The sequence below is a fragment of the Variovorax sp. GW821-FHT09D05 genome (assembly GCF_059416325.1).
The window spans coordinates 81010-102579 of the sequence record NZ_JBWKOZ010000006.1 but is presented as its reverse complement, the minus strand read 5'-3'; the positions used below and the strand labels follow the sequence as shown (position 1 = coordinate 102579).

Here is a 21570-nt window from a genome sequence, read left to right as displayed (position 1 = left end):
GCGCCTGCGCCGATGAGAAGAACGGAGAGGCCGCAAAGGTCGCGTCCTAGAATGACCGGCTGCCCTCGAAGCCCCCTTTTTGCAATCCAATGGAGTCAAGTCAATGAAGGTTCTTGTACCTGTCAAACGGGTCGTCGACTACAACGTGAAAGTGCGCGTCAAGAGCGACGGCACCGGAGTGGACATTGCCAACGTCAAGATGAGCATGAACCCCTTCGACGAGATCGCCGTTGAAGAAGCAGTTCGCCTGAAGGAAAAGGGCGTGGTCACCGAAGTCATCGCCGTCTCTTGCGGTGACGCCAAGTGCCAGGAAACCCTGCGCACAGCGATGGCCATCGGCGCCGATCGCGGCATCCTGGTCGAGACCACCGAGGAACTGCAGCCCCTGGCTGTCGCCAAGCTGCTCAAGGCGCTGGTGGACAAGGAACAGCCGTCGCTCATCATCCTGGGCAAGCAAGCCATCGACGACGACGCCAACCAGACCGGCCAGATGCTGGCGGCTCTTGCTGACCTGCCCCAGGCCACCTTCGCCTCCAAGGTCGAAGTCGCTGGTGACAAAGCCACCGTCACCCGCGAAGTCGACGGCGGCCTGGAAACCATCTCCCTCACGCTGCCGGCCGTCATCACCACCGACCTGCGCCTGAACGAGCCGCGCTACGTCACGCTGCCCAACATCATGAAGGCCAAGAAGAAGACGCTCGACGTCTTCAAGCCCGAAGACCTGGGTGTGGACGTCAAGCCGCGCCTGAAGACCCTGAAGGTCTCGGAACCTCCGAAGCGCGGCGCCGGCATCAAGGTGCCCGATGTTGCAACGCTGGTGGACAAACTGAAGAACGAAGCGAAGGTGATCTGAACATGACCGCACTTGTTATTGCCGAACACGACCACGCGACCGTCAAGCCCGCGACCCTGAACACCGTGACCGCTGCGCTGGCTTGCGGTGGCGATGTCCATGTGCTGGTGGCTGGCGCCAATGCCGCTGAAGCCGGCAAGGCTGCCGCACAAATCGCCGGAGTCTCCAAAGTCATCGTGGCCGACAGCCCCAGCCTTGCGGAAAACCTGGCAGAGAACGTCGCAGCCCAGGTGCTGGCGATTGCTACCAACTACAGCCACATCCTGTTCCCCTCGACCGCCAACGGCAAGAACGTCGCTCCGCGCGTGGCTGCCAAGCTCGATGTGGCCCAGATCAGCGACATCACCAAGGTCGACAGCCCCGACACCTTCGAGCGCCCGATCTATGCCGGCAACGCCATTGCCACCGTGCAGAGCAGTGATGCGACCAAGGTGATCACTGTGCGCACGACCGGCTTCGATGCTGCAGCCGCCACGGGTGGCAGTGCAACCGTCGAAACGGCCGAAGGCGTTGCAGACAGCGGCAAGAGCAGCTTCGTGGGCCGTGAAGTCACCAAGAGCGAACGCCCCGAGTTGACCGCAGCCAAGATCATCGTCTCGGGTGGCCGTGCCTTGGGCAGCGCCGAGAAGTTCACCGAAGTGATGGCCCCTCTGGCCGACAAGCTGAACGCGGGCCTGGGCGCCAGCCGCGCAGCAGTCGATGCAGGCTACGCCCCGAACGACTGGCAAGTGGGCCAGACCGGCAAGATCGTCGCACCGCAGCTGTACATCGCAGCAGGCATCTCGGGTGCGATCCAGCACTTGGCCGGCATGAAGGACTCCAAGGTGATCGTGGCGATCAACAAGGACGAAGAAGCCCCGATCTTCTCGGTGGCCGACTACGGCCTCGTGGCCGACCTGTTCACGGCCGTGCCGGAACTGGTGAAGGCGCTCTGATCGCATTGCTGCACTGAGCCAGAGGGCATCGTTCGCGATGCCCTTTTCGTATCCGCTGTATCTGGAGACAAGACATGAGCTACACCGCCCCCATCAAGGACATGCTGTTCGGCATCGAGCACCTGGCCAACATCGGCGAGATCGCGAAGCTGCCGGGCTTCGAAGACGCCGGCCTCGAAACCGCGCAGGCCGTCCTCGAGGAATGCGCGCGCTTCAACCAGGACGTGGTCGCGCCGCTGAACGTGGCGGGCGACCGCAACCCCTCGTCGTTCAAGGACGGCGCGGTCACCACCACGCCGGGCTTCAAGGAAGCTTTCGCGCAGTACGTGTCAGGCGGTTGGCAGGGCCTGCAGCATCCGGCGGACTTCGGCGGCCAGGGCCTGCCCAAGACCATCGGCGCGGCTTGCGGCGAGATGCTCAACTCGGCCAACATGAGCTTCGCTCTGTGCCCGCTGCTGAGCGACGGCGCCATCGAGGCGCTGCTCACGGCCGGCTCCGACGAGCTCAAGGCGGTGTACCTCGAAAAGCTCGTGAGCGGCCAGTGGACCGGCACGATGAACCTCACCGAGCCGCAGGCCGGCAGCGACCTCGCCATGGTGCGCAGCCGCGCCGAGCCGCAGCCCGATGGCACCTACAAGGTGTTCGGCACCAAGATCTTCATCACCTACGGTGAGCACGACATGGCCGAGAACATCGTGCACCTCGTGCTGGCCCGCGTGACCGGTGCGCCCGAGGGCGTGAAGGGCATCAGCCTGTTCGTGGTGCCGAAGTTCCTCGTCGGCAAGGACGGCTCGCTGGGCGAACGCAACGACGTGCACTGCGTGAGCATCGAGCACAAGATGGGCATCAAGGCCTCGCCCACTGCCGTGCTGCAGTACGGCGACCACGGCGGCGCAGTGGGCTACATCGTCGGCCAGGAGAATCGCGGCCTCGAATACATGTTCATCATGATGAACTCGGCCCGCTATGCGGTGGGCATGCAGGGCATTGCGATTGCGGAGCGCGCCTACCAGCACGCCGTGGCCTACGCAAAAGACCGCGTGCAGAGCCGCCCGGTCGATGGCTCCATCAATGCCAGCGCGCCCATCATTCATCACCCCGACGTCAAGCGCATGCTGATGACGATGCGCGCCTACACCGAAGGCTGCCGCGCGATGGCCAGCGTGGCCGCTGCCGCCTACGACGCCGCGCATCATCATCCCGACGCGGATGCGCGCAAGCAGAACCAGGCCTTCTACGAATTCATGGTGCCGCTGGTCAAGGGGTACAGCACCGAGATGAGCCTCGAAGTGGCCTCGCTCGGCGTGCAGGTGCACGGCGGCATGGGCTTCATCGAGGAGACCGGCGCGGCGCAGTACTACCGCGACGCCAAGATCCTGACGATCTACGAAGGCACCACCGCCATCCAGGCCAACGACCTCGTGGGCCGCAAGACCGCACGCGACGGTGGCCAGACCGCAAAGGCGATTGCCGCGCAGATCGAGAAGACCGAAGCCGAACTCGCCAAGAGCGACAGCCCCGCGGCGGCTGCCGTGCTCAAGCGCCTGAAGGCCGCGCGCCTTGCGTTCATCGACGTGGTCGATTTCGTGGCCGGCCAGACCAAGGCGTCGCCCAATGCAGTGTTCGCCGGCAGCGTGCCCTACCTGATGCTCGCGGGCAACCTCGTGGCAGGCTGGCAGCTCGCGCGTTCGCTGATCATTGCGCAGGACCTCGCCTCGCGCAGCTTCGACACCGACTTCATGCTGGCCAAGATCGCCACCGCGCGCTTCTACGCCGAACACATCCTCAACAAGGTGCCGGGCATCCGCGACAGCATCGTCGACGGCGCCGAGAGCGTCACGGCGATGGCGCTCGACGCCTTCTGACGCACCGCCGCTGTCGCCCATCTGACGGGCGACGGCGGCTTCTCTCTCTTATAAAACCGAACCCATCTCCGGAGACGACATGTCCAAGCTGCCCCCCGTACTCGCGAACCTGCCGCTGCCGATCATCGGCTCGCCGCTGTTCATCATCAGCAACCCGAAGCTCGTGATTGCGCAATGCAAGGCGGGCGTGGTCGGCTCGATGCCGGCGCTCAACGCGCGCCCCGCGGCGCAGCTCGAAGAGTGGCTGATCGAGATCACCGAAGAGCTCGCGGCCTACAACAAGGCCAACCCCGACAAGCCTGCCGCCCCGTTCGCCATCAACCAGATCGTGCACAAGAGCAATGACCGGCTCGAGCACGACATGGAGATGGTCGTGAAGTACAAGGTGCCGATCGTCATCACCTCGCTGGGCGCGCGCACCGACGTGAACGACGCGGTGCACAGCTACGGCGGCGTGACGCTGCACGACATCATCAACAACAAGTTCGCGCAGAAGGCGATCGAGAAGGGCGCTGACGGCATCATCGCCGTGGCGGCCGGTGCCGGCGGCCACGCGGGCGTGAAGAGCCCGTTCGCGCTGGTGCAGGAGATTCGCCAGTGGTTCGACGGCCCCATCGCGCTGTCGGGCTCCATTGCCACCGGCGGTGCGGTGCTTGCCGCGCAGGCCATGGGCGCCGACTTTGCCTACATTGGCACGGCCTTCATCGCGACCGAGGAAGCGCGCGCGAGCGACGACTACAAGCAGGCCATCGTCGACGGTAGTTCGGACGACATCGTCTATTCGAGCCTCTTCACCGGCGTGCACGGCAACTACCTTGCGCCCAGCATCGTCAAGGCCGGCATGGACCCGGCCAACCTGCCCGAGGGCGACGTGAAGACCATGAACTTCGGCGGCGGCGAAGGCAGCAAGGCCAAGGCCTGGAAGGACATCTGGGGCTCGGGCCAGGGCATTGGCGCCGTGACCGAAGTGGCCAGCGCCGCGGCCTTCATCGAAAAGCTCAAGCGCGAATACCAGGAAGCAAGGCAACGGCTCGCGCTTTGACTGCCACTGCGAACGGCGCCGCGCCTGCTGCCGGCGCGCCGCCGTCATCGCTGGGGCGCATGCCGCTGCTCGACGCGGCGAAGGGCATCGCCTGTGCGGTGATCGTCGGACACCATCTCTCGCGCTATGGCCCGATGCCGGCAGGCGCGTACGCGCTCGCGCCTGACTTTTTCTCGTGGCTGGCCAACGAAGGCCGGCTGGCGGTGCAGGTGTTTCTCGTCATCGCCGGCTTTCTTGCGGCCGCCAGCCTTGCGCCCGACGGCATGCTGCGCGTGGAGCGGCCGGTGACGCGCATCCTGCAGCGCTATGGGCGGCTGGTCATGCCGTACCTCGCCGCGCTCACTGTGTGCGTGCTGGTCGCGGCGGTGGTGCGGCCGTGGCTCGATGAAGAGGTTGTGCCTGCGTCGCCGACCTTCGGGCAACTGGTCGCCCATGGATTGCTGCTGCAGGACCTGCTGGGCTACGAGTCGCTGTCGACGGGCGTCTGGTACGTGGCCATCGACTTCCAGCTGTTCGCGCTGGCGCTGGCACTGGTGGGCCTGCCCACGATGCTGCAGCGCTCCAGCGGCTCGCCGCCGCTGAGCGCACGGGCGCGCTGGATGCCCGTGGCGCTGGTGCTCGGGCTGGCCGTGGCTTCGCTGGCGCTTTTCAATCGCAATGCCGGGCTGGACGACACAGCCTTCTATTTCTTCGGCACCTACGGCCTGGGCATGCTGGTGTTCTGGATCGGGCGCGCGACACGGTCAAGCACCTGGCAGAGCGCGATCGCATTGCTTACGCTGGTGGGGGCGGGCGCGCTGGCTATCGACTGGCGCAGCCGTATCGCCACGGCGCTGTTCACGGCACTGCTGATTGCCATTGCGCAGCGCCGCAACTGGCTGTCGCCTAAGCACTGGCCTGCCGTGGCCCTGCCTTTGTTGCGGCTGGGGCGCATGTCGTACTCGCTGTTCCTGATCCACTTCCCGGTGCTGCTTGCCATGAATGCGGCGGTTGCGAATTCCGGGCCGCACGGTGCGTGGTTCGACGCGGTCGGCCTCGTGGCGACCTTCGGCCTGTCGGTGGCTGCGGCGGCGCTGCTGTACCGCTGGGTGGAAGCGCGCCCGGCCTCGTGGTGCGCGGTGTTCACGCTTTTTGCTGCGCTGCTGGTTACCGGGCTAGTCGTTTCTCATTAAGGACAGGGGCGCCCGCGCAGGCGCACTGGCCGAATCTTCCTGAACCCGGTTGCGCTCGAGCGCCGGAGCGTGCAGTCTGCGGGCTCGTCAGTCGCTCGCATCTTCGGTATGATTGTGGAGATTTCAGTAATTACTGAAAATACACGAAACCAAGGAATGACCAAGCACTCGCCATCCCGATCGCCGCTGCGGGCTTTCGCGTCGCCTGACGTCGGCGGGGTGGTGCAGGGTGCCGCGGCGCTGTTCTGGCTGCCGCAGGCGGCGCTGCTGGCGATGGCGGTGCAGGGACTGGCTTCCGGGCGCGGTTTCGCGGCCGTGATCTGGCCCGCCGGCGCGATCCTGCTGCTTGGGCTGCTGCGGGCGGGTTGCGAGGCCTGGGGCGCTCGCCGGACCTTTGCTCGTGCACGTGCACAACTCACGGCGCTGCGCGAGCAAACGGCCACGGCGCTGGCCGGCAGCTCGCCGCTGGACCGCAGCCGCGCGCCTTCCGGCCTCGCAGCCAGCGTGCTCGCCGAGCAGGCCGAGGCTCTGGTGCCGTACCTCGTGCGCTACCAGCCCGCGCGTTGGCGCGCGACGGTGGTGCCGATCTTCATCCTGTGCGCGGTGGCCGCCTTTTCATGGGTGGCCGCGCTGGTGCTGCTGCTCGCGGCGCCGCTCATTCCGGTCTTCATGGCCATCGTCGGCTGGCGCGCCAAGGCTGCGAGCGAAGCGCAGATGGTGGAGATGGGCGGCATGAACGCCTTCCTGCTCGACCGGCTTCGCGGGCTGGCGACACTGCGTGCGCTAGATGCGGTGGAGACCACGGCGCAGCGGCTGGGCGATGCAGCGCAATCCCTGCGCCGGCGGACGATGGCGGTGCTGCGCATCGCGTTTCTCTCGTCAGCCGTGCTGGAGCTTTTCTCGGCGCTGGGCGTGGCGATGGTGGCCGCGTACGTCGGCTTTCACCTGCTGGGCTCGCTCGGCTTCGGCGCTTGGGGCCGGACGCTGAGCCTGGGCGAGGGGCTGTTCGTGCTGTTGCTGGCGCCGGCGTTCTTCGAGCCCCTGCGAGAGCTGTCGGCGGTCTGGCATGACCGGGCTGCAGGTGAAGCGGCGCTGGAGGCACTCGACCGCTTGCAGCGCAACGACCTGCCGCTGCCTGGTGCGAACGCCTCGCTGACGCGCGCCGCGACGGGCGTGCCAGGCGGCGCGCCGACCATCGCCATCCACAACCTGCATTTCTCCTGGCCCGGCGAGCAGCAAGAGGTCTTCGAAGGCTACGAGCTTCGCATCGCGGCAGGTGAACACATTGCGCTGATGGGCCCCAGCGGCTCTGGCAAGACTGCATTGCTCTCAATACTCGCAGGCCTCGTGCCCGCCACGCGCGGCGAGATCTCGATCGGCGGCGTGGCGCTCACGGACCACACCGTGGCGGCGCTGCGCCAGCGCATGACGTGGATGGGCCAGGCGCCGCACGTCTTCGCTGGCTCGGTCGAAACCAACGTCGCATTGGGGCGCGTGGGCGTGGACACCCCACAGGTCGCCGAAGCCATGCGCTTCGCATCGCTCGAAGCCGTGACGCAGGCGCATCCCGGCGTGACGCTAGGCGAGGGTGGCCATGGCCTGTCTGGTGGAGAAGCCGTGCGACTTGCCCTCGCGCGCATCGCGGTGCATCCGCACGCCGATCTGCTGCTGGTAGACGAACCAACGGCGCACCTCGACACCGAAACCGCTGAGCGCGTCGCCGACGCTCTGGTGGCACTGGCGCGCGGCAAGACCCTCGTCGTCGCCACGCACGACCCGGTGCTGGCGGCTCGCATGGACCGCGCGGTGAACCTCGGCGCAGAAGCGCTGGAGAAGGCCGCATGAAGGCGACGCCAACCCACGCCACGAATTGGCGCGATCTGCGCCTGGTCCTGCGCCCCTTCCTCGCCGCGCAGCCACGTCCTCTTCTGCTCGGCTGCCTGCTCGCCGCAGTCACCGTGCTCGCAGGAATGGCGCTACTCGGCCTCTCGGGCTGGTTCATCACCGCGACCGCGTTGGCCGGCCTGCACGCGGCCACCGCCTTCACCTTCGACGTGTTCATGCCCTCCGCCGGCATTCGCCTGCTGGCACTCGGTCGTACGGCATCGCGCTATGGGGAGCGGCTTGTGACGCACGACGCGACCTTCGCCGTGCTCGCAGCGCTGCGCGTTCGCCTGTTCCGCGGCTGGGCAAAGGCCGAGGCGGCGCGCGAGTTGCTGATGCGCCCGGCCCGCCTGCTGTTTCGTTTGACGGCGGACATCGACGCGCTGGAATCGCTCTACCTTCGCCTGCTCGTGCCAGCCGCCGCAGCGCTGGGTGCGGCATTGCTGGCCGGCGTGGTGCTCGGCTTCATGCATGTCGCCATGGGCCTCGCGCTGATGCTCTGGCTCGTGACCGTCGGCTGGGGCATCGCGTTCGTCGTCGCAAGGCGAGCACGCCGGCCGGCCGTGCAGCGGGCGCATGCCATCGAGGCGCTGCGCGCACGCGCAGTCGATCTGGTGGCAGGGCAGACCGATCTGGTGATGGCCGGCCGCATCGGCGCGCAGCGCCAGGCGTTGATGAACGCCGACATGCATCTCGCAAAGGCCGACCTGGCATTGAACAAGCTCGAAGCGGCGGCCGGTTTCGCCTATGGCAGCGCGGGCACCCTGACCCTCGTCGGCGTGCTGCTTGCCGTCGGCCTGCTGGTGGGCGAGGGCGTCATCGGCGCGCCGGCGGCGGCACTGGCGCTGCTGGTGGCGCTCACTGCCACCGAGCCCTTCGCGGCCTTGCGCCGCGGTGCGCTCGATGCGGGCCGCACGTGGCTGGCGGTGCGGCGTCTTGCACCGCGCATGAGCGAGGAGTCCGCCTCAACCTCAACGGCGAACGAACCAGATGCGACGCTCGCATTGCAACTGAAGCGCGTCACCGTGGTCCACGATGGCAGCCGCACACCCGTCCTGAGCGACGTGACATTGACCCTGAACGCAGGCGAGCGCGTCGCATTGATCGGCGCGAGCGGCGCAGGCAAGTCGACGCTGCTCGCCGCCATTGCAGGCGAAATCACGCCGCAGTCCGGCAGCAAGAGCGCACAGCCCGCATGCCTTCTGACCCAACGCACCGAACTCTTCCAGGACAGCCTGCGCGACAACCTCCGCCTCGCCGCGCCCAACGCCACCGACGACAAACTGCACGCCGTACTGCACGCGGCAGGCCTCGAAGACGAAGTGCGCGCATTGGCCACAGGCCTCGACACCCGACTCGGCGAAGGCGGCCTGGGCCTCTCCGGCGGCCAGTCGCGCCGCCTCGCGCTGGCCCGCCTGCTGCTGCGCCCGGTGCCCCTCTGGCTGCTCGACGAACCCACCGAAGCGCTCGACGCCGCCACCGCACACGACGTGCTGCAACGTCTCGCCCGACACGCAGGCCCACGCACCTTGCTGATCGCCACTCACCTGCGCCGCGAAGCCGCGCTCGCCGACCGCCTCGTGTGCATGCGCCAGGGCTGCATCGTCGCCGACCTGCGGCGCGGCACTGAAGCCTTCGACGCCGCACTGCGCAGCCTGCGCCCCGACTGAACACTTACAAAGAAAAAACAGGCAACCCAAAAGGAAGAACCCCCATGGACCTCGACATCGTCGCGCTATCGCGCCTGCAGTTCGCCGTCACGGCGCTGTATCACTTCCTGTTCGTGCCGCTGACGCTCGGGCTTTCGATCATCCTCGCCATCATGGAGACGGTCTACGTGATGACCGGCCGCGTGATCTGGCGCGACATGACGAAATTCTGGGGCGTGCTGTTCGGCATCAACTTCGCGATGGGCGTTGCCACCGGCATCGTGATGGAGTTCCAGTTCGGCATGAACTGGAGTTACTACAGCCACTACGTCGGCGACATCTTCGGCGCGCCGCTGGCCATCGAGGGGCTGATGGCCTTCTTCATGGAGGCCACCTTCGTCGGCCTGTTCTTCTTCGGCTGGGACAAGCTCTCCAAGGTGGGCCACCTGATCTCGACATGGGCCGTGGCCATCGGCTCCAACTTCTCGGCGCTGTGGATCCTCATTGCCAACGGCTGGATGCAGAACCCCGTGGGCGCGGCCTTCAACCCGCAGACCATGCGCATGGAAGTGACCGACTTCTTCGCGGTGCTGACCAACCCGGTGGCGCAGGCCAAGTTCGTGCACACCGTGTCGGCGGGGTACGTGTGCGCCGCCGTGTTCGTGCTGGGCGTGTCGGCCTGGTATGTGCTCAAGGGCCGTCACCTCGAACTGGCCAAGCGCTCGATGACGGTCGCGGCCTCGTTCGGCCTGGCCGCCGCGCTGTCGGTGGCCGTGCTCGGCGACGAGAGCGGTTACCTCTCGGGCGAGCACCAGAAGATGAAGCTGGCCGCCATCGAAGCCATGTGGGAAACGCAACCCGCGCCTGCCGCCTTCACCGTCATCGGCTTCCCCGACCAGGAGGCGCGCGAGACGCACTACGCCATCCACATCCCCGCGGTGATGGGCCTGATCGGCACGCGCTCGCTCAACACAGTGATGCCCGGCATCGACGAGCTCGTGAAGCGCGCTGAAGCCCGCATCCGAGAAGGCCTCAAGGCGTACGACGCGCTGCAGAAGATCCGTGAGGCAGGCGGCACCGGCAAGGTGACGCAGGGCGTGCGCGGGGACTTCGAGGACAACGGCATCAACATGGGCTACGCGCTGCTGCTCAAGCGCTACGTGGACGATCCGCGCACAGCGACGGACGAGCAGATCACCAAGGCCGCATGGGACACCGTGCCGCAGGTGGCGCCGCTGTTCTGGCTGTTCCGCGTGATGGTGGGCATCGGCATGCTGCTGATCCTGCTGACGGGCACCTTCTTCGTGCTCTCCGCGCGCCGCAAGCTCGACAGCTACCGCTGGCTGCTGAAGCTCGCCGTGTTCGCGATCCCGCTGCCGTGGATCGCCATCGAGTCGGGCTGGCTGGTTGCTGAGTTCGGCCGCCAGCCGTGGGTGATCGAAGGCGTGCTGCCGACGGCTGTAGCTGTGTCGAACCTCGGCGTGAAGACGCTGCTGCTCACGCTCGCTGGCTTCATCGCGATCTACACCACGCTGCTCATCATCGAGATGAAGCTGATGCTCAAGGCCATCCGCAAGGGGCCTGAAGCCGAGCATGCGCCGGACGAGGGCGACACGCTCTCGCACATTCCGCCGGCCCACGCAGGCGCGGCCATTCCTTCTCCTTCCACCGGGAGCGCAGCATGATCCTCCACACACTCCTCGACTACGACACCCTGCGCATCATCTGGTGGCTGCTGATCGGCGTGCTGCTGGTGGGCTTCGCCGTGACCGACGGCTTCGACCTGGGCAGCGGCATGCTGCTGCCCTTTGCCGCGCGCAACGACATCGAACGCCGCGTCGTCATCAACAGCGTGGGCCCGGTGTGGGAAGGCAACCAGGTGTGGCTGATCCTCGGCGGCGGCGCGATCTTCGCGGCGTGGCCGCAGTTGTACGCCGTGTCTTTCTCGGGCTTCTACCTTGCGATGTTCGTGATTCTCACGGCGCTGATCCTGCGGCCCGTGGCCTTCAAGTTCCGCAGCAAGCGCGAGTCGCCGCAGTGGCGCACGCGCTGGGACTGGGTGCTGTTCTTCAGCGGCTTCGTGCCCGCGCTGATCTGCGGCGTGGCCGTGGGCAACGTGCTGCAGGGCGTGCCGTTCCGCTTCAGTGCCGACATGCACATCTTCTACGACGGCAGCTTCTTCGGCCTGCTGAATCCGTTCGCGATCCTGTGCGGTCTGGTGTCGGTGGCAATGCTCGTGATGCACGGCGCGGCATGGCTGCTGCTGAAGACGGCCGGGCCGGTGGCCGAGCGTGCACGCACCTACGGCATGGTCGCCGCCGTGCTCACCATCGCGCTGTACGCACTGGCCGGTGTGCTGCTGGCAACGAGCATCGGCGGCTACCGCATCAGCAGCGTGGTCGATGCGGTGGGGCCGTCGAACCCGATGCTGAAGACAGTCGAGCTGCACGCCGGCGCATGGACCGTCAACTACGCGGCGCACTCGTGGACGCTCGCTGCACCGGCGGCCGGCTTCGTCGGCGCGCTGGGTGCTTTGCTCGGGCTCGCGCTGCGCCGCCCGGTGCTCGCGCTGCTGACCGCGGCGCTCGGCATCGCCGGCATCATCCTCAGCGTGGGAGCGTCGATGTTCCCGTTCATCCTGCCGTCGTCGATCGATCCGCGCGCCAGCCTCACGGTGTGGGACTCGTCGTCGAGCCACCTCACGCTGTTCATCATGCTGGTGGTCACGGCCTTCTTCATTCCGCTGATCGTGGCCTACACCAGCTGGGTCTATCACGTGCTGTGGGGCAAGGTCGACGAGCAGGCCATCCGCGACGAGAGCGGCCACGCCTACTGAACGAACAGAGGAGAAAAAAGATGTGGTACTTCGCCTGGATCCTCGGCCTGCCGCTGGCAGCCGCTTTCGCCGTACTCAATGCGATGTGGTACGAACTCATGGACGACGAGGCCGTGCGCAAGGCCAAGCTCGGAACGCCCGAGCCGCCGGCGGGGCAGGAGCGGCTCTAGAGGCTCCAGGCCTATTCGGCCGCCTTCTTCTTCGACGCTGCGCCGCCGGTGATGCGGTCCTTGAGCGTCAGCACCTTCGTCACGGTCGCGCCCATGCCCATGAGCTTCATGGCGGTCTCGGGCGCGAGCCGCTGCACGTCGTCGAACCACTTCATCAGCCGGTCGATCAGATCGTGCATTTCGCGCATGCGATCCTGCGCGTGGCGCTCGGCGTCGCTCGTGGGCGATTCGAGCAGGGCGTTGCGCAGCATCGAGAGCGTGGGCTCGATCTCGCGGCGGCGGCGCTCCTCGGCCAGCACGCGAAAGATTTCCCACACGTCCGAAGGCGCCTCGAAGTATTCGCGCCGGTCGCCCGGGTGATGCCGCAGGTGCACCAGCCGCCAGGCCTGCAGCTCCTTCAGGCCCATGCTGACGTTCGAGCGCGAGAACTCGAGCAGCTCGGCGATCTCGTCGGCGTTGAGCGCGCGCTCCGACAAAAAGATCAGCGCGTAGATCTGCCCGACGGTGCGGTTGATGCCCCACTTGCTGCCCATCTCGCCGAAATGGGCGACGAACTGGCGGTTGAGGGGAGGGAGATCGGAGGAGGTTGCCATGCGCCGGATTGTCGCGCGGATGGCTGTAATTTCGGAAAGTCCTGAAAACTCAATCCGCTGGCGCGCGCCGCCGGTACGACCCCGGCGCGCCTCCCGTCCATGCCTTGAAGGCTCGCTGAAACGCCGCGCTGTCGGCAAAGCCCAGCTCCTCCGCCAGCACCGCGAGCGGCACGGTGCTGGTGTTGAGCCGCACGATGGCGAGGTCGCGCCGCAACTGGTCTTTCAGCGCCTGGAACGAGGTGCCCTCGGTCGCCAGGTGCCGCTGCAGCGTGCTGACCGACATGTGCAGCACGCTCGCCGTGGTCGCCAGGTCGGCCCATGCCGGGCGGTGCTGCTGCAGCACCGCACGCACCCGCGCACTCACGGCCTGCTCGGCCAGCCGCGGCAGGATCACGTTGGCTGGCGCGGCCGCCAGAAAAACCTGCATCTCCTGTGCGTCGCGGTGCACCGGCGTGTCGAGCGCGCTGGCGTCGAACCACACGGCCGACAGTGGCTGGCCGAACTGCAGCGGCCCCGGGAACACCTTGGCGTAGCCGTCCGCATAGGGCGGCAGCTCGAATCCGAAGTCGAAGCGGCGCGCCACCAGCCGGCCGCCGTGCAGCCATGCGAAGAGCCGCCAGTACACCCGCAGCATCAGCTCGTGCAGAAAGTTCTGGTGCGTGGCGGGCTGGATGTTCAGCCTTACGCCGAAGCCCGCGAGCGGGCCTTCGTGCAGCAGCACCAGCGACAGGTCGTCCTGCAGCAGGCTGAAGGTGTGGGCCACGCGGCGCAGTGCCACCTCGAAGGTGCGCGCGCCCAGCGTGGAGCGCGTCATCAGCGCAAAGCTGCCGCGGCGCAGGCGCCGGGTGAGAAAGCCCAGTGCCTCGTCGTCCATCCGGTCCATCAGCAGTGCGAACAGCGCCACGTACTGCTCGGCCGTGATGCGCGCGCCGGTCTCGTCGAGCAGGGCGGGGGCGATGCCCGCGTCTTCCAGTGCCATGTCGATATCGATCGGCGCTTCGCCGCCGCGCGCACGAATGCCCGACAGCATGCCGTGGACGAAGGCGATCGGAATGGTGACGGGCGGTTGCAGCATGAGTCCTGTCGATTGACGTTTTCTGCCATGCGATCGAAGCGAAGTGCAATCGCCGGGCAGCCGCCGGATTTCTACCATGCGGCTACACAAGAACGAGACGGAGACAAACCCATGTACCTCACCCAGGGCCTTCACCGGGCCGTGCAGCAGCGCCCCGATGCCATCGCCGTGCGCTTTGCCGGCCGTGCACGGAGCTTCCGCGACTTTGCCGAACGGGTCGCACGCCTGGCCGGTGCGCTGCAGCGGCTGGGCATGCAGGCGGGCGACCGCGTTGCCATGCTGTCGCTCAACTCCGACCGCTATCTCGAGTACCAGATGGCCGTACCCTGGGGCGGCGGGGTGCTCAACCCCTGCAACATCCGCTGGTCGGCTGCCGAGATTCTTTACTCGCTGGAAGACTCGGGCTCCAGCATCCTGCTGGTCGACGAGACCTTCCGGCCGGTGGTCGAGCAGATGCGCGGCCAATCGAAGAGCCTGCGCGAAGTCGTCTACTGCGGAGACGGCCCGGTGCCGCCCGGCATGCACAGCTATGAAGGCCTGATCGACGCCGCCCAGCCGGTGCCTGATGCCGTGCGCCGCGGCGAAGACCTGGCCGGCATCTTCTACACCGGCGGTACCACCGGTTTCCCCAAGGGCGTGATGCTGAGCCACACCAACATCTGCAGCTCGGCGCTCGCGGCGCAGGCAGAAGGGCTGGCCCCGGCCGGCGGCTGCTACCTGCATGCCGCGCCGATGTTCCACCTGGCCGACATGGGCCTGGCCACGCCGCACTGGTTTGCGGGCAACACGCACGCGATCATTCCGATGTTCACGCCCGAGGGCGTGCTCAACGCCATCGAGCGCGACCACGTCACCAGCCTGCTGCTGGTACCCACCATGATCCAGATGCTGGTGGACCACCCCGCCATGCGGGAGCCGCGCGACCTGAGCAGCCTGAAGAACATCACCTACGGTGCCTCGCCAATCTCCGAAGCCGTGCTGAACCGCGCGATGGAGGCCTTTCCGGGTGTCGGGTTCGTGCAGGCCTATGGCATGACCGAGCTGTCGCCCATCGCCACGCTCAACCCCGCGTACTTCCACACGGCCGAAGGCCGCAAGCACGGCAAGCTGCGCTCGGCGGGCCGCGCCGCCGTGTGCATGGAAGTGCGCGTGGTCGATGCCGACGACAAGGAGGTGCCGCGCGGCACCGTCGGCGAAGTGGCCGTGCGCGGCCCCAACGTGATGCAGGGCTACTGGAACAAGCCCGAGCAGACGGCGGCTGCGCTGCGCGACGGCTGGATGCACACCGGCGACGGCGCCTACATGGACGACGACGGCTTCATCTTCGTGGTCGACCGGCTGAAGGACATGATCATCAGCGGCGGCGAGAACGTCTATTCGGCCGAGGTAGAGAACGCCATCAACCAGCATCCCGCGGTGGCAGCCTGCGCTGTCATCGGCATTCCGAGCGAGGAGTGGGGCGAGGCGGTGCATGCCGCGCTGGTGCTCAAGCCGGGGCAGGCAATCAAGACAGAGGAGCTGATCGCGCACTGCAAGACGCTGATTGCCAACTACAAGTGCCCGCGCAGCGTGGCCATCCTCGACGCGCTGCCGCTGTCGGGCGCCGGCAAGGTGCTGAAGACGAAGCTGCGCGAACCCTTTTGGCAAGACCGCCAGCGAGGCGTAGCCTGAGCCTGTCTGTTTTCTTATTCGAACCTCCAAGGAGCCTCTCATGAGTCAAGACGTCTATGTCGTCGGGGTCGGCATGATCCCGTTCACCAAGCCGGGCGCGAACCAGCCCTATCCGCAGATGGCCGCCCATGCCACGAATGCGGCGCTGAAAGACGCCGGCATCGGCTACGAGCTGGTGCAGCAGGCCTACGTGGGCTACGTGTACGGCGACTCCACCGCCGGCCAGCGCGCGCTGTATGAAGTGGGCATGACGGGCATTCCGGTCGTCAACGTCAACAACAACTGCTCCACCGGCTCGACCGCGCTGTTCCTCGCGCGCCAGGCCGTGGCCAGCGGCGCCGCCGACTGCGTGCTGGCGCTCGGCTTCGAGCACATGAGCCCTGGCGCGCTCGGCGCGGTGTTCAACGACCGGCCCAGCCCCTTCGACCATTTCGAAAGCATCACAGATGAGCTGGTCGGCAACGAGCAGGTGCCGCTCGCGCTGCGCTACTTCGGCGGTGCAGGGCTCGCGCACATGCAGCAGTACGGCACGCAGATGTCGACCTTCGCGAAGATCCGCGCCAAGGCCAGCCGCCATGCGTCGAACAACCCGGTGGCGCTGTTCCGCACCGTCGTCACCGAAGATGAAGTGATGGCCGCGCCCGTCATGTGGCCCGGCGTGATGACGCGGCTGATGGCCTGCCCGCCCACCTGCGGCGCAGCCGCGGCCGTCGTGTGCTCGGCCCGCTTTGCCGAACGCCACGGGTTGGACCGCAGCGTGCGTATCAAGGCGCAGGCCATGACCACCGACCGGCCCATCACCTTCGAGAGCCGCGACATGCGCGAGGTGGTCGGCTTCAGCATGGCGCAGGAGGCCGCGCAGAAGGTGTACGACGCGGCCGGCGTCGGCCCGCAAGACGTGGACGTGGTCGAGCTGCACGACTGCTTCGCGCACAACGAACTCATCAGCTACGAGGCGCTGGGCCTGTGCCCGGTGGGCGGCGCCGAGAAGTTCGTGGTCGATGGCGACAACACCTATGGCGGCAAGGTGGTGACCAATCCGTCGGGCGGGCTGCTGTCGAAGGGGCATCCGCTCGGGGCCACGGGGCTGGCGCAATGCACGGAGCTGGTCCAGCAGCTTCGGGGCACAGCCGACAAACGGCAGGTCGAGGGTGCGCGGATGGCACTGCAGCACAACCTCGGGCTGGGCGGCGCCTGCGTGGTGACGCTCTACGAGCGCGTCTGAGAAAGGCCACCCGATGATCGACAAGAAATGGATCGGCCACGAGCTGCCGTCTTCGGTGCTGCCCATCGAGCGCAGCCGCCTGCAATTCTTCGCCAAGGCCATCGGCGAGACCGACCCCGTCTACACCGATGCCGCCGCCGCGCGCGATGCCGGCTACCCCGACCTGCCCGCACCGCCGACCTTCCTGTTCGCGGCCGAGCTCGACTCGGGTGCGTCCGACCGGTTGCTGGCCGACCTGCAGATTCCGCTGTCGAAGCTGCTGCACGGCGAGCAGGGCTTCAGCTACCACCGGCCGGCCTGCGTGGGCGACACGGTGACGGTGCGCTCCACCATCACCGACATCTACGACAAGAAGAACGGTGCGCTCGAATTCGTCATCAAGACATCGCGCGCCACCAACCAGCGCGACGAACTGGTGGCCGAGCTGCGCACGGTGATCGTCTGCCGCCACTGAAGGAAGGAACCCGCACCGATGAATGCCTTGAACTACGACGCCGTGAACATCGGCGACGAGCTGCCCTCGCTGCAGCTGCCGCCTGTGAACCGCACCACGCTCGCGCTGTTCGCCGGCGCCTCGGGGGACCACAACCCCATTCACATCGACACCGATTTCGCGCGCAAGGCCGGCATGCCCGACGTGTTCGCGCAGGGCATGCTGGGAATGGCCTGGCTCGGCCGGCTGATCACGCAGTGGGCGCCGCAATCGCAACTGCGCCGTTTCGACGTGCGCTTCCAGGGCATCACGCACCTGGGGCATGCGGTGCGGTGCAGCGGGCGCGTGGTCGAGAAGCTCGAGCACAACGGCGAGCGCTGCGTGCGCGTCGAGGTGCTCAGCGCCAACCAGTATGGGCAGACGCGCATTGCGGGCGAGGCGCTCGTCGCGCTGCGCTGAGATCAACCGAAGAAAGAATAGAGACATGACACTCAAGCTCGGCGGCAAGGTCGCCCTCATCACAGGTTCGGGTCGCGGCATCGGCCGGGCCATCGCGCTCAAGCTCGTATCCGAAGGTGCGCGCATCGTCGTCAACGACCTCGATGCCGGGCCGGCTGAAGAGACCGTACAGGCCATCCGTGCTGCCGGCGGAGAAGCGGTGGCCTGCGTCGGCAGCGTGGCCGCACCGGACTTTGCCGAGCGCTTCGTCGGCACGGCGGTGAACGAATTCAAGGGTCTCGACATCATCGTCAACAACGCCGGCTACACCTGGGACAGCGTGGTGCAGAAGATGACCGACGAGCAGTGGTACGCCATGATCGACGTGCACCTCACGGCACCGTTCCGCATCCTGCGCGCGGCGCAGCCGGTGATCCGCGCGCTGTCGAAGTCCGAGACCGAGGCGGGCCAGCGCGTTGTGCGCAAGGTGGTCAACATCTCGTCGGTGGCGGGGCTGTTCGGCAACGCGGGGCAGGCCAACTACTCGGCGGCCAAGGCCGGCATCGTCGGCATGACGCAGACACTGGCCAAGGAGTGGGGCCGCATGAACGTCACCGTAAACTGCGTGGCCTTCGGCTTCATCCAGACGCGGCTGACCGCGAGCACCGCCGAAGCCACCACTGCGAACATCGAGGGCCGCGAGATCAAGGTGGGCATCAACCCGGGGCTGCTGGCGATGATGGAGCAGTCCATTCCGCTGGGACGCGGCGGCACGCCTGAAGAAGCCGCAGGCGCGGTGTACCTGCTGTGCGCGCCCGAATCCGACTACGTGAGCGGGCAGACGCTGATGTGCACCGGCGGGCTCACGGGGGTCTGAGCATGAACATCAGCGAAGGTATTGCCTGGGGCGTGGAGGAGGGCATCGGCCGCATCGTGCTGAAGCGGCCCGAACGCGCGAATGCCCTTGGCTTGGCGAACGGGCGCGCGCTGGTGCGGGCCATCGACGAAGTGCTGGCGCAGAAGCCGCGCGTCATCCTGCTGACCGGCGAGGGCCGGGTGTTCTGCGCCGGCGGCGCCATCGATGAATTCGTGGCAGCCGGCGAAGCGTTGCCCGAGCTGGTGAGCGAGATGCTGGACAGCCTGCATCCGGCATTGCTGCGCCTGTCGAACAACCCGGCGCCGCTGGTCGTGGCGGTGAACGGAGCGGTGGGCGGCGCCGGCGTGGGGCTCGCGCTGTGCGGCGACTTCGTGCTCGCCGCCGAATCGATGAAGCTGCGCACGGGCTACGCGGCCATCGGGCTGTCGCCGGATGCGGGCGCCTCGTACTTCCTCGCGCGCCGCGTGGGGCCGGTGCGTGCGCAGCAATTGCTGATGCTGAGCGATGCCGTCGACAGCCAGCGCTGCCTGGCGTGGGGCGCCGTCGATGCGCTCTACGCGGATGTTGAACTCGCAGCCGCCGCCGAAGCACTCGTCACGCGGCTCGCCCATGGCGCGAGCGGATCGTTCGCGGCCATCAAGACCCTGTGCGCCGGTGTGCCGGGCCGGCCTTTCGATGAGCATCTGGCGCTGGAGCAGAAGCTGCTGCGCGAACGTGCCGGCAGCGCCGATGCGCGCGAGGGCGTGGCGGCGTTCGTAGCCAAGCGCGCGCCGCGCTTCACCGGTCGCTGAGGCACGACGTCTGCATCGCATTCGCCGCGCCATGCGGATGGGATGCGTGCAAGAATCTCCGCGGCGCTTTTGCTTTGCGCCCAGCCCACGGAGTTTCTTCTTGAGTCTTGTCTCCACGACCTCGCTTCGGTACTTCGCCGAAGTCGTTCGCACCGGTTCGATCAGGGCGGCTTCCGAGAACCTGTACGTCGCGGCATCCGCCATCAGCAGGCAACTCGCCATGCTCGAGGACTCGTTGGGCGCACCCTTGCTGGAGCGGCGCCAGGGGCGCGGCAAGGTCAAGCTCACGGCGGCCGGCGAGATCTTGATGCGCTATCACAAGAACGTCGTCAAGGAGTCCGGCCGGCTGCATTCCGAGATCGAGGCGCTGCAGGGCCTCAAGCGGGGCCACGTCAATTTCGGCATGCCCGAATCGTTGACGCGCGACTTCATGCCGCAGTTCTTCTCCGGCTTTGCCAAGCGCTATCCGGGCATCTCGTTCAGCGTGAAGGTCAGCGGCAGTCCCACGCTGGCGGAGATGCTGCTCGAAGACGACCTCGACGCCTGCTTCACCTTCGGCGACATCGCATTCCAGGATCTTTCGATGGTCTATACGCGGTTGCTGCCGCTCTATGTGCTGGTGCCCACCGGGCATCCGCTCGAGGGCTACAAGTCGCTGCGGCTTTCGGATTGCGCCGAGTACAGCCTGTCGTCGCTCGATTCGTCGCTGTGGGCCAAGCAGCAGTACGACGAGATGCTCGCGAAGGCGAAGATCCGGCCGCGCATTGCGCTGGAGACCAACTCTTACGAGCTCATGCGCAACGTGGCGGCAGAGGGCATGTGCCTCACGTTCACGACCACGCCGCTGGAAGACCCGTTCGGGCGTCCCAGGGCTGGCTCCTATGTGCCGTTGAAAGACCCGCGCGCCAGGCCGCAGCGCCTGGCGCTGTGCGTGCACAAGGGCCGCAGCCTGCCGATACCGGTGGCTGCATTTCTCTCGGAACTCACGGTTGCGCTGGAAGAGGCGGAGCAGCGTGCCGAACAGGGCCGCCCCGCCGCGAGGCCCTGAAGCCTTACCCCGCGGCCAACTCCGCAGGCGTCTTGTACTTCTGCACGGCCGCGAACCGTCGCACCAGGTAGTCGCCCGACTTGATGGGCGCATGGCTGGGCTCGCCTTCGCCGGGCGCGAACTCGGGCAGGCAAGCCACAGGCGTGTCGTAGTCGAGGTTGAAGAATGTGGGGATCGAGTAGCGCTCCTTGCCCGTGCGGTTCGCGACGCGGTGCCTGTTGGACACGTAGACGTCGTTGGTCCACACCTTCACCAGGTCGCCCAGGTTGATGACCAGCGTTCCTTCAACGTAGGGCGCGGCCACCCATTCCCCACCGCGTGTGCACAGTTCGAGGCCGCCGATAGGGTCTTGCGCCAGCACGGTCAGCATGCCGTAGTCGGTGTGCGCGGCGGCGCCGAGTTCCAGGTTGGTGAACGACTCCTGCGGCGGGTAGTGAAAGAGTCGCGACTGCACCATCGGCTTGGTGGCGTACTGCAGGAAGAAGCCTTCATCCTTGCCGACGGCCGAGGCGAAGATCTTCAGCAGGTTGCGGCCGAGCTCGATGGTGGCGTTGAAGTACGCCATGGCCGCGGGCTCGAGCCAGGGCTTGTCCGCAGGCCAGCGATTGGGGCCGTGCAGCGGCCGCCCGTTCGCAACGTCGGGGTCCGTCAGCGGCAGGTCCATGCCGAGTTCGTAGCTCTCCTTCAGGTCCGGCTTGTGGCCTGGATGCTGCGTGACGCCCATGGGCATGAAGCCGCGCCGGAAGCGCTCGTCGATGCGGTCTTTCAGTCGCTCCTCCATCGGCAGCGACATGTAGCGGCGGGTGGCGTCGAACACGGTGTCGATCATGGCCTGCGGCACCCCGTGGTTCCTGACATAGAAGAAACCGGTGTTGGTGCATGCGGCCTTGAACTGATCGACCACCGGCCCGATCGGGCCGCCGGCCAGCCACGGGCCCAGGTCGAGAATCGGCATTTCCTGCGCGGAGGCCCTGCGGGGTGCCTCGAGCTTCTGTTCGTCTTGGATCATTGCG

At 66.9% G+C, this 21570-nt stretch carries 20 protein-coding genes; 17 read left to right on the top strand and 3 right to left on the bottom strand.

The window, feature by feature from the left end; all coding sequences use genetic code 11:
- Nucleotides 1-103: 103 nt before the first annotated feature.
- From AC07O3_RS17420 to cydX, 10 genes are all read left to right on the top strand, one after another.
- Nucleotides 104-853, top strand: coding sequence for an electron transfer flavoprotein subunit beta/FixA family protein (locus AC07O3_RS17420; protein WP_097200196.1), 750 nt, complete (start codon nucleotides 104-106; stop codon nucleotides 851-853).
- 2 nt (nucleotides 854-855) lie between these two features.
- Complete coding sequence (locus AC07O3_RS17415; RefSeq protein ID WP_495339929.1) at nucleotides 856-1788, top strand: electron transfer flavoprotein subunit alpha/FixB family protein; 933 nt, start codon at nucleotides 856-858, stop codon at nucleotides 1786-1788.
- A 74-nt stretch (nucleotides 1789-1862) separates the two neighbouring features.
- Nucleotides 1863-3653: an acyl-CoA dehydrogenase gene (locus AC07O3_RS17410; RefSeq protein ID WP_495339928.1), complete on the top strand. Its 1791-nt coding sequence runs from the start codon at nucleotides 1863-1865 to the stop codon at nucleotides 3651-3653.
- Nucleotides 3654-3732: 79 nt separating this feature from the next.
- Nucleotides 3733-4695: an NAD(P)H-dependent flavin oxidoreductase gene (locus tag AC07O3_RS17405; protein WP_093050722.1), complete on the top strand. Its 963-nt coding sequence runs from the start codon at nucleotides 3733-3735 to the stop codon at nucleotides 4693-4695.
- Nucleotides 4696-4754: 59 nt separating this feature from the next.
- Nucleotides 4755-5867 carry an acyltransferase family protein gene (locus tag AC07O3_RS17400; protein WP_495340066.1) on the top strand — a complete coding sequence of 371 codons (1113 nt, stop codon included), beginning with the start codon at nucleotides 4755-4757 and terminating at the stop codon, nucleotides 5865-5867.
- A gap of 156 nt (nucleotides 5868-6023) precedes the next feature.
- Complete coding sequence (cydD, locus tag AC07O3_RS17395; protein WP_495339927.1) at nucleotides 6024-7712, top strand: thiol reductant ABC exporter subunit CydD; 1689 nt, start codon at nucleotides 6024-6026, stop codon at nucleotides 7710-7712.
- Entirely contained in the window at nucleotides 7709-9421 is a 1713-nt protein-coding gene (gene cydC / locus AC07O3_RS17390) for a thiol reductant ABC exporter subunit CydC (protein ID WP_495339926.1), read from the top strand. The genes cydD and cydC overlap by 4 nt, the downstream gene beginning before the upstream one ends.
- A 44-nt stretch (nucleotides 9422-9465) precedes the next feature.
- Nucleotides 9466-11085, top strand: a complete 1620-nt coding sequence (locus AC07O3_RS17385) for a cytochrome ubiquinol oxidase subunit I (protein ID WP_093050710.1) — start codon at nucleotides 9466-9468, stop codon at nucleotides 11083-11085.
- Entirely contained in the window at nucleotides 11082-12236 is a 1155-nt protein-coding gene (cydB, locus tag AC07O3_RS17380; protein WP_495339925.1) for a cytochrome d ubiquinol oxidase subunit II, read from the top strand. Before AC07O3_RS17385 ends, cydB begins: the two co-directional genes overlap by 4 nt.
- Nucleotides 12237-12256: 20 nt before the next feature.
- Nucleotides 12257-12406 carry a cytochrome bd-I oxidase subunit CydX gene (gene cydX, locus AC07O3_RS17375; RefSeq protein ID WP_093050704.1) on the top strand — a complete coding sequence of 50 codons (150 nt, stop codon included), beginning with the start codon at nucleotides 12257-12259 and terminating at the stop codon, nucleotides 12404-12406.
- Between the two features lie 11 nt (nucleotides 12407-12417).
- Here the strand turns inward: cydX and AC07O3_RS17370 are convergent, their stop codons facing one another.
- Together AC07O3_RS17370 and AC07O3_RS17365 are read right to left on the bottom strand one after the other, a co-directional pair.
- Entirely contained in the window at nucleotides 12418-12999 is a 582-nt protein-coding gene (locus AC07O3_RS17370) for a GbsR/MarR family transcriptional regulator (RefSeq protein ID WP_495339924.1), read from the bottom strand.
- A gap of 49 nt (nucleotides 13000-13048) precedes the next feature.
- The gene (locus AC07O3_RS17365; protein ID WP_495339923.1) at nucleotides 13049-14074 is read right to left on the bottom strand and encodes an AraC family transcriptional regulator; all 1026 of its coding nucleotides are present in this window, start codon (nucleotides 14072-14074) and stop codon (nucleotides 13049-13051) included.
- Nucleotides 14075-14185: 111 nt separating this feature from the next.
- Between AC07O3_RS17365 and AC07O3_RS17360 the strand changes: the two genes are divergently transcribed.
- The 7 genes from AC07O3_RS17360 (at nucleotide 14186) to AC07O3_RS17330 (ending at nucleotide 20557) form a co-directional block, all read left to right on the top strand.
- Nucleotides 14186-15745, top strand: a complete 1560-nt coding sequence (locus tag AC07O3_RS17360) for a long-chain-fatty-acid--CoA ligase (RefSeq protein WP_495339922.1) — start codon at nucleotides 14186-14188, stop codon at nucleotides 15743-15745.
- Nucleotides 15746-15785: 40 nt separating this feature from the next.
- Nucleotides 15786-16970 (top strand): lipid-transfer protein, encoded by a 1185-nt coding sequence (locus AC07O3_RS17355; protein WP_495339921.1) that lies wholly within the window; start codon nucleotides 15786-15788, stop codon nucleotides 16968-16970.
- A 13-nt stretch (nucleotides 16971-16983) separates the two neighbouring features.
- Nucleotides 16984-17424 (top strand): MaoC family dehydratase N-terminal domain-containing protein, encoded by a 441-nt coding sequence (locus AC07O3_RS17350; RefSeq protein ID WP_495339920.1) that lies wholly within the window; start codon nucleotides 16984-16986, stop codon nucleotides 17422-17424.
- Between the two features lie 18 nt (nucleotides 17425-17442).
- Nucleotides 17443-17862: a MaoC family dehydratase gene (locus tag AC07O3_RS17345; protein ID WP_440531942.1), complete on the top strand. Its 420-nt coding sequence runs from the start codon at nucleotides 17443-17445 to the stop codon at nucleotides 17860-17862.
- 25 nt (nucleotides 17863-17887) lie between these two features.
- On the top strand, nucleotides 17888-18718 hold the full coding sequence (locus tag AC07O3_RS17340) for an SDR family NAD(P)-dependent oxidoreductase (RefSeq protein WP_440531941.1): 831 nt from the start codon (nucleotides 17888-17890) through the stop codon (nucleotides 18716-18718).
- A 2-nt stretch (nucleotides 18719-18720) separates the two neighbouring features.
- Nucleotides 18721-19509: an enoyl-CoA hydratase-related protein gene (locus AC07O3_RS17335; protein ID WP_495339919.1), complete on the top strand. Its 789-nt coding sequence runs from the start codon at nucleotides 18721-18723 to the stop codon at nucleotides 19507-19509.
- 100 nt (nucleotides 19510-19609) lie between these two features.
- Nucleotides 19610-20557: a LysR family transcriptional regulator gene (locus AC07O3_RS17330; RefSeq protein ID WP_495339918.1), complete on the top strand. Its 948-nt coding sequence runs from the start codon at nucleotides 19610-19612 to the stop codon at nucleotides 20555-20557.
- A 4-nt stretch (nucleotides 20558-20561) separates the two neighbouring features.
- On the opposite strand, the gene AC07O3_RS17325 is transcribed toward AC07O3_RS17330, so the two are convergent.
- Nucleotides 20562-21566 (bottom strand): isopenicillin N synthase family dioxygenase, encoded by a 1005-nt coding sequence (locus AC07O3_RS17325; protein ID WP_495339917.1) that lies wholly within the window; start codon nucleotides 21564-21566, stop codon nucleotides 20562-20564.
- Nucleotides 21567-21570: the final 4 nt, after the last annotated feature.

Coding starts and splice junctions, on each gene's coding strand:
- AC07O3_RS17410 (WP_495339928.1), top strand. CDS start 1,863: ATGAGCTACACCGCCCCCATCAAGGACATGCTGTTCGGCATCGAGCAC.
- AC07O3_RS17355 (WP_495339921.1), top strand. CDS start 15,786: ATGAGTCAAGACGTCTATGTCGTCGGGGTCGGCATGATCCCGTTCACC.
- AC07O3_RS17415 (WP_495339929.1), top strand. CDS start 856: ATGACCGCACTTGTTATTGCCGAACACGACCACGCGACCGTCAAGCCC.
- AC07O3_RS17400 (WP_495340066.1), top strand. CDS start 4,755: ATGCCGCTGCTCGACGCGGCGAAGGGCATCGCCTGTGCGGTGATCGTC.
- AC07O3_RS17360 (WP_495339922.1), top strand. CDS start 14,186: ATGTACCTCACCCAGGGCCTTCACCGGGCCGTGCAGCAGCGCCCCGAT.
- AC07O3_RS17335 (WP_495339919.1), top strand. CDS start 18,721: ATGAACATCAGCGAAGGTATTGCCTGGGGCGTGGAGGAGGGCATCGGC.
- AC07O3_RS17365 (WP_495339923.1), bottom strand. CDS start 14,074: ATGCTGCAACCGCCCGTCACCATTCCGATCGCCTTCGTCCACGGCATG.
- AC07O3_RS17385 (WP_093050710.1), top strand. CDS start 9,466: ATGGACCTCGACATCGTCGCGCTATCGCGCCTGCAGTTCGCCGTCACG.
- AC07O3_RS17420 (WP_097200196.1), top strand. CDS start 104: ATGAAGGTTCTTGTACCTGTCAAACGGGTCGTCGACTACAACGTGAAA.
- cydD (WP_495339927.1), top strand. CDS start 6,024: ATGACCAAGCACTCGCCATCCCGATCGCCGCTGCGGGCTTTCGCGTCG.
- cydX (WP_093050704.1), top strand. CDS start 12,257: ATGTGGTACTTCGCCTGGATCCTCGGCCTGCCGCTGGCAGCCGCTTTC.
- AC07O3_RS17325 (WP_495339917.1), bottom strand. CDS start 21,566: ATGATCCAAGACGAACAGAAGCTCGAGGCACCCCGCAGGGCCTCCGCG.
- AC07O3_RS17350 (WP_495339920.1), top strand. CDS start 16,984: ATGATCGACAAGAAATGGATCGGCCACGAGCTGCCGTCTTCGGTGCTG.
- cydB (WP_495339925.1), top strand. CDS start 11,082: ATGATCCTCCACACACTCCTCGACTACGACACCCTGCGCATCATCTGG.
- AC07O3_RS17345 (WP_440531942.1), top strand. CDS start 17,443: ATGAATGCCTTGAACTACGACGCCGTGAACATCGGCGACGAGCTGCCC.
- AC07O3_RS17370 (WP_495339924.1), bottom strand. CDS start 12,999: ATGGCAACCTCCTCCGATCTCCCTCCCCTCAACCGCCAGTTCGTCGCC.
- AC07O3_RS17340 (WP_440531941.1), top strand. CDS start 17,888: ATGACACTCAAGCTCGGCGGCAAGGTCGCCCTCATCACAGGTTCGGGT.
- cydC (WP_495339926.1), top strand. CDS start 7,709: ATGAAGGCGACGCCAACCCACGCCACGAATTGGCGCGATCTGCGCCTG.
- AC07O3_RS17405 (WP_093050722.1), top strand. CDS start 3,733: ATGTCCAAGCTGCCCCCCGTACTCGCGAACCTGCCGCTGCCGATCATC.